A 6,120-nucleotide genomic window follows, 5' to 3' on the forward strand; every position below is an offset into this window, starting at 1 on the left:
GTTGTTCAGTTGGTGAGACCGAAGGCGGCGGCAGCAGCGGCGACCACGACGATCAGGACCGTCGGGACGCCCCCGATGTCAGAGCCGCCGAAGAAGTCACCGAGACCGCCCGAGGACTGTGAGTCCTCGAACGCCTCGATCAGGTCTTGGTTCCGCTGCGCCATCTCGTCCCACTCTTCCTGCGTGATGTAGTTGTCGTCGGACTGCGGTTCGGAACTCTCGAAGTCCATCGACTCGACCTCGTTGCCACCGGAGTCTTCGATCCGTTCGACGGTGAACTCGTTTTGCAGTTGGATGGTCTCAAGCTGCGAAGCCTCGGACGAGGCGAAGTATTCGACCTCGTCGATCTCCGTGATGGCAGTCTCAACGTCAGCAGAGATGTCGACGAGCCAGCGGTCCGGGTCCTCCCAGTCGTCGACCTCGTCGCCGTCTTCGTCGACGGGCGTGAAGTCGTCAGCGACCAGCTCGACGGACTCACCAGCAGTAGTGTGGAGCCGGAACGTAGTTCCGGGCCACGGTTCGTCGGTGAAGGTGACTTCACCGCCGTCGACACCGGTTTCGTAGGCACCCCACGTGCCTTCGCCGAGGCTCACGTCGTACGTGAGGTACACCGAGCCGTCTATGTCTTCGTCGGGGTCGTACGTCTCCCCAGACTCGATCGGCTGGTCCTGCGTGATACCGAGCGTCCCGCGGACCGTGGCGTCGACGTGCGGGAGGTAGATCGTCGCTTCGCGCTCCACGTCAACAGGGATATTCAGAGCCGCGAGATCGGCGATGGCTTGCGCCATCGACTCATCTTCGGCCATCATGGCAGCCTGTTCGCGGGGCGTGATCAGGTCAGTAACGTCGAGATCGCCAGCTTGTACGTCACCGTAGACGTTATCCACCCACATGATCAGGCCGTCATTGACGTTGTTGCGAGCGTCGTCGAACTCGTCGTAGACCTCCCCGAACTCTTGGTGATTTAGCCAGCGTCTTCGAGGCGTATCCGCGACGTGATCAAGGTGGATAGGGAGGAAATACTCCTCGCCGGGCGACACAGAGTCATGCGGTCCGTTAAACGTTCGATCAGTGCTGATTGACCCGTCGAGCCAATAGGTATATTCAACCTCGATTTGGAGAACGTCTATGTCGTCACCGTTGGGGAGCGTGTGAGTAACTTCACCATCGAGATTGAGCCCCTCAGGGGATCGGCCGTTTTCGTGGAAACGTACCGAAGCGAGAATATCGCCCCACATATCTTCATCGGCATCAGGGTGGGCATCGATGCGGTCCTGCATCAAGAGGGCCTCATTGACAGTTTCGTTCCACGACTCGATCAGGTTCGCCATCAGGTCGGAGTAGTAGTCGTTGACGGCGTCTTGTGCGGCATCACCGACTTCAGACTGTGATGCCTGTTCATTGAGAGCATCGATCGCAGCGATCTTCCCCTCAGTATAGGCGATGTGTTGGGTTCCGTCGATCAGGTTCCGGTTGTCGATGAAGGTCGAGCGGTTGTTTGATGCGCGAGCCACGACGGTTTCAATAATACCCTGTTCGAGTGCATCCGCCGTCAGCCCCTCGGGCGGGGCGTTCGAGTCATCGACTATGTGGTCACGAAGCAGCCAGTCGTAGGCGACCGCCCCAGCGGTCGCAGCAGTAACGCCAGCCACGATCGCAGGCGGAATCGCTTGCGCGTTTCCGACCGGGCCGCGGGTCGAGGCGAGGCCGACAGCACCAGCGGCACTCGCGCCGAGGCCCTGCATGAACCGGCGGCGGTTCAGACGAGGGCCGCTATCGCGATCCCGTAGATCAGCATGCTCGTTATCGCCCACAGTAGGGCGAGCAGTACGGCGTTTCGAGGCTTCACAGCTAGTCGGGGTGTCATGTTTTGAACTCATAATTTTGAGCAGGGGGTGTGGTTATCGCACGGCGACGGCCCACGAGACCACGGTGACGAGGAACGCGATCACCGGACCCCACATGGACTCAGTCTGTACCAGATCGAAGACGGTATCCGAATACTGGTAGCCGAGGATGAGCAGCGGTCCAGCCGCAATAGCGAGCTGTTCCGACTGCTCGTAATGGTCGAAGCTCTTGGTCTCCGAAGACGCGAAGGCGAGCAGGAACACGCCGAGCGAGGCGATCGTCGCGTGTTGCGTCGACAGGGTGTAGTCCACCCACGCGATATGCACCTCAGCGATACCACCGAACTGGTAGAGTCCAGCCATTACGAAAACGACAGAGAGGAGCGCCGGGAGCGTACGAAGATGGGTGTAGTCGGACGCCATGCCCGACAGCCCGCTAGAGTGCGCCATCAGCTACCACCCGGGAAGGCGACCATCGTCGGGTGGTAGTCATGGGTCGATCCGTCGTCCCGTTCGAGCGTCGTCTCCTCGGTGTCCATCGCCACCCAGATCGGATCCCCGACTTCGATGCGGTCCTGGGCAGCTGCGCGTTTCACTTCGCCCTTCGCGAAGTAGCGAACGACACCGCGGGATTCGTCCTTGATCTTCAGCCGGTACCATGGGCCGTATTCGCCTTCACCCTCAGTGAAGTCGAGAACGAGTCCTTCCAGCACGTCGCCAGGTCCGAGCTCAACGGTCGGCACTTCACCGTCGAGATCGGCGCTTTCGAACTGTTCGAAGCCGTCAGGCGGAGTCGGTTTATCAGTCGACATTTCCAACTGTTAGTGGTCGAAGACTTCGAATAAAGCGAGACACAAGCCGGAGTGAAAGTGTAATCAGATCAAAACCAAGTTACTAAGTGCAGAAGTCGTATCTGAACAATCAAAACATGTTGAAATAGCTATTTTTCGATGGATTCTAGGTCTGAATTGGCTTCAAGAGTACAGCCAAATGTGACTAATATATTATTTAATATATCGACTAAACGCCCAGATTCCAATTAGTAGTGTGACTACTATTCTTGGATCACCCGGTATTTCATAGTCTCCTGTACTCAGCAGAATCAGATATATAACAAAAATAGCAAAAGCTCCTACAATTACATATTGACCTAGCACAGAACTAGATTTTTTATTCTTAGAATTATTCCGCTCTCTATCACGGTCTGCCTCTGCTAGATCATGGGTATTTGACTCGTCTGTTACCTGTGATTCCCATTGCTCTGGTGGGATTCTACCATTTTTCTCCCACTTGAGAAATTCATCATGACCCTGTTTTGGCCCGAATCTATCAAGGAACCTATCATAGTTTTCTCTTGACGACCTTTCTAAAAGTGTATCCCGTGCTTTATTCAATTGAATCATCCAGTATTCAGCATCTGATGCGCTGCTTTGATCAGGGTGAACTTGTGCTACGTGCTCACTATAGGCAGCATTTATTTCAGACTTTGTAGCGCTTCTCTCAATACCAAGGAGCTGGTAATAATTTTCTATAGACATATATTGGAAGTGTGAATCTAATTCTTAAAAACTCTTCTCCGAAACAACGAATTACAGTGTGCCTAGATCAAGCTTCAATCATAACAAAACAGCGCCCTATATTCATTAGGCATCTTCAGGCAGATTATTGATAGTAGAGATTTAACGAGGCTGACGAACCATACAGGGACGAGGTTGGTCGCGTTCCTTACTCGGGTCGTTCACGTGATAGTCGTTGACGATGAGGAGGCGGTCGACGACGTCGGGATCGGTAATACCGAGATTGATGAACCCGCGAGCGATAAGTTCGGGGTCATGATGGGCGACGTTCGTCTTCGAGTTTCTGAAGATCTCGCCCGGGACCTTGTCGTTCGCGAGCCGCGTGTTCTCGACGATGTGCTGAACGGGCAGCTCCAGTGAGACCATGTCGACGCCCCCGCCGCCGGGTTGGTGCTCGTTCCCGTCACGGTCGACGATCGCTTTCAACTCGTAGCCGAACTCGCACGGCGAGCTGCGATCGAACTGATCGGAGTGTGGTTCGTCCTTTCCGGCGAGGATGCCGCCGACGAACTCTCGATGTTTCGGGTTGATGTCCAGGTGAGCGAGCAACGAGGGAAGCGAGACGGTTCGACCGTGAACGTCAAGGTACGTTTCGACGCGATCGCGGATCAACGCTTTTCGTGGTGACTCGCCAGTGGTCGCCCCGCGTTCGGCAGACGGCCAACGATCGGCGAGGTCGCGGGGCTTCTCGTCCGGTGGAGGCACGGTCGAAACGTTCGTCGCCCATCGAAGATCGTCGTCGAGGACGGTCTCAGTCACCCGTGGACCGTCGAGACGTTCCTGGTCGATTGTCCACGGTGATCCGCAGCAGGCGCAGACCACGTTTCCACCGTGACCGTCGTCCCAGATAACCCGCTCACCGTGTGAATCCGTCTGACCGGAGTCCTCGAACTCGGCTCGTTGCTCGCAGCGATCGGCGCGAATGGCCTGATTCACGGTCTGTGATCGGGAGATTCGACGTCGAGCGGCGGACCAGTAGACGGCACCCCATGCGACGTATTCGATCGGTTTGTCGAGGAGATCTTCAGTGTAGCCGCCCATATACGCGGCGAGATACGATCCGAGGTTTCCGACGTTCGCGTTCATCGAGATGCAGCCGGTATCATCGAGGAGGTAGTCGTCGATCTGGGTGTAGTCGTGTGCGGACCAGCCAGCAGCGTCACAGACGTCGACGTGTTTGTCGATGACCCGCTCGAATTCGGAAGCGACGGGACGAAGAGCGTCGAACTCGGCGGCGTCGAAATAGACGCCCACGTGAACGTGGGTGTAGCAGGCGTTCAGTCCGGCGTCCTTTTCAGGGTCTTCAGCTGCACCCATCCCATGTGGTTCTGCCTGTAGCCAGTAGCCCCACTGTTCGGAATCGAGGTCGAGATGATACTCCATCACGTTGCGGAGTGTGTCGCGAACGCCGTCGTATGAAAACGCGTCGTGGATCGCGTCCATCTGTTCGACGGGTGGGAGGCGCTCACCGCCGGGAACGGAGGACGCGGTCAAGGTCAGCATCACGGTAACGGGGTCTTCCCACGCGGGGATCGCTTCACCGCCGGAGGGACGTGTACCACCACCCATCTGGCGCTGTAGGGCACGAGCACGTGCGTACTGTTTCCGGCTGTAGTCTTCGCCCCACGCGTCGACGAGCGGTACGTCGAACTCATCGCGGGTTTCGCGGTCGACGAACCGGGCGAGCATCCCGTCATATTCGTGGTGAGAACGGAGGAAGGCGTGGACGGCGTCGAGCCACGTAGCGGCGGAACGGGACCGGAGCCGATCAACGGTGAAACCGCTTTCAAGCGGATCGTCAGGTTCGACCATATCCTGTTCCCACTCGGGATCGGTCACGATACGCCGGAGTTTGCGACCATGGGTTTCAGAGAGGGGAAGCTCGGCCAGTTCCGGGTACTCTGTTACGAACTCCGTGACACGCTCGACGACGGGATCGGCGTCCTCCTCTAATCCGGTGAGAGACGGCTTTACAGAGTTAGTCTCCTTGGAAGGCCAAGCCGCAGACGGGTCTTTGGGCGCGCTCATCGTCCACCTCCGAGCGAGCGCGACAGCGACCACGCCGCGACAGCACCGCCACTCGTTTGGCTCCCGCTGGTCGCCATGGCGCGACCGGCACCGTTCGGACCGGGTACGCCGGTCCTCACGGACCACAAGGTTGCCGGCCGCTTGGAGAGATTGACGGAGATCGCGTCGTTGACGACCTCGAGGTCGAGCCGGACCCGTGGGGAGGTGGGCCGGCGCGCAGCTGCTGACCTCACTTGTCGTCAGGTACCGACACCTGGTCAGGACGTTCCGGGCAGGTGAGCGCGTGACCGTACTCGACACGAGTCGTCGAGTTGCGGGTACACCTCTGCTGGCAGACAGGACACCAAAACTCTCCGGGTCCGTCGGTAGTCAGCAGGTTCCCGGCGTTCAGCTCGTTGCCGAGACTCACGAGAAACCACCCTGATTTGCGGAGCTAACCGCCCGACTGGAAGGGTCCGCAATTAGATTCTGGTTGAGATACGATCTTGAGAGAAACTTTAGAAATGCAGAAGCGGCGAAATCGCGACGATAGACGGCTCTAAGTGTCTTGTTTGATTTACTCCAGACCGACTTAATTTCAGATGAGCGCTGGAGGTTTGCAACTATTCCGCTTGCGCCGAATCGATTTGTGTTTCCTGACATACTTCTGATTATTCGAGGAATTCCCA

The 6,120-nt window shown here is 57.3% G+C and carries 5 protein-coding genes; all 5 read right to left on the minus strand.

The annotated features are described in order from the left end of the window. Nucleotides 1-5 precede the first annotated feature (5 nt). Nucleotides 6-1,745, minus strand: coding sequence for a hypothetical protein (locus tag GRS48_RS05500; RefSeq protein WP_159484371.1), 1,740 nt, complete (start codon nucleotides 1,743-1,745; stop codon nucleotides 6-8). A gap of 156 nt (nucleotides 1,746-1,901) precedes the next feature. Beyond that, on the minus strand, nucleotides 1,902-2,297 hold the full coding sequence (locus tag GRS48_RS05505) for a hypothetical protein (protein WP_159484373.1): 396 nt from the start codon (nucleotides 2,295-2,297) through the stop codon (nucleotides 1,902-1,904). Further along, nucleotides 2,297-2,659: a hypothetical protein gene (locus tag GRS48_RS05510; protein ID WP_159484960.1), complete on the minus strand. Its 363-nt coding sequence runs from the start codon at nucleotides 2,657-2,659 to the stop codon at nucleotides 2,297-2,299. The genes GRS48_RS05505 and GRS48_RS05510 overlap by 1 nt, the downstream gene beginning before the upstream one ends. Nucleotides 2,660-2,851: 192 nt before the next feature. Beyond that, on the minus strand, nucleotides 2,852-3,385 hold the full coding sequence (locus GRS48_RS05515) for a DnaJ domain-containing protein (RefSeq protein WP_159484375.1): 534 nt from the start codon (nucleotides 3,383-3,385) through the stop codon (nucleotides 2,852-2,854). Nucleotides 3,386-3,526: 141 nt separating this feature from the next. Beyond that, a complete protein-coding gene (locus GRS48_RS05520; RefSeq protein WP_159484377.1) occupies nucleotides 3,527-5,452 on the minus strand; it encodes a hypothetical protein in 1,926 nt (641 codons plus the stop codon). Nucleotides 5,453-6,120: the final 668 nt, after the last annotated feature.

Source organism: Halorubrum sp. JWXQ-INN 858 (assembly GCF_009806985.1).
GTDB lineage: Archaea > Halobacteriota > Halobacteria > Halobacteriales > Haloferacaceae > Halorubrum.